Source organism: Bacillus cereus group sp. N21, from assembly GCF_016483395.1.
GTDB lineage: Bacteria > Bacillota > Bacilli > Bacillales > Bacillaceae_G > Bacillus_A > Bacillus_A pseudomycoides.
In genome coordinates this window covers 1-232 of record NZ_JAEHBX010000448.1, presented here as the reverse complement: position 1 = coordinate 232, position 232 = coordinate 1, and the positions used below count along the sequence as shown (strand labels likewise).

The window sequence follows — 232 nt, the reverse complement described above, 5'->3', positions numbered from 1 at the left end:
GCATCCCCTCGGCATAATATAAAGTGCACTCTGAGGCGTGAAGTGGTCAATACACCCCAGGCGCTGCTGGGCATAAGAGAGCGGAATGGCTTCTCCCCGGTCCATCGGCATAAGCGGTGGAATCTCTCGTTTTTTGTCCCCTTTATGCCACTGATCCAGTCGCTTCGCCAGTGCCTCCCCCGTTGGACCCTCCACAAGTTCACGCACCGGGCGGTCGCGGTGGCAGACTGCG

General features: G+C 59.1%; 1 protein-coding gene. It reads right to left on the bottom strand.

The annotated features are described in order from the left end of the window. Positions 1 to 232: hypothetical protein (locus JDS96_RS32755; protein WP_242480051.1), on the bottom strand; the 232-nt coding region annotated here is incomplete at both ends.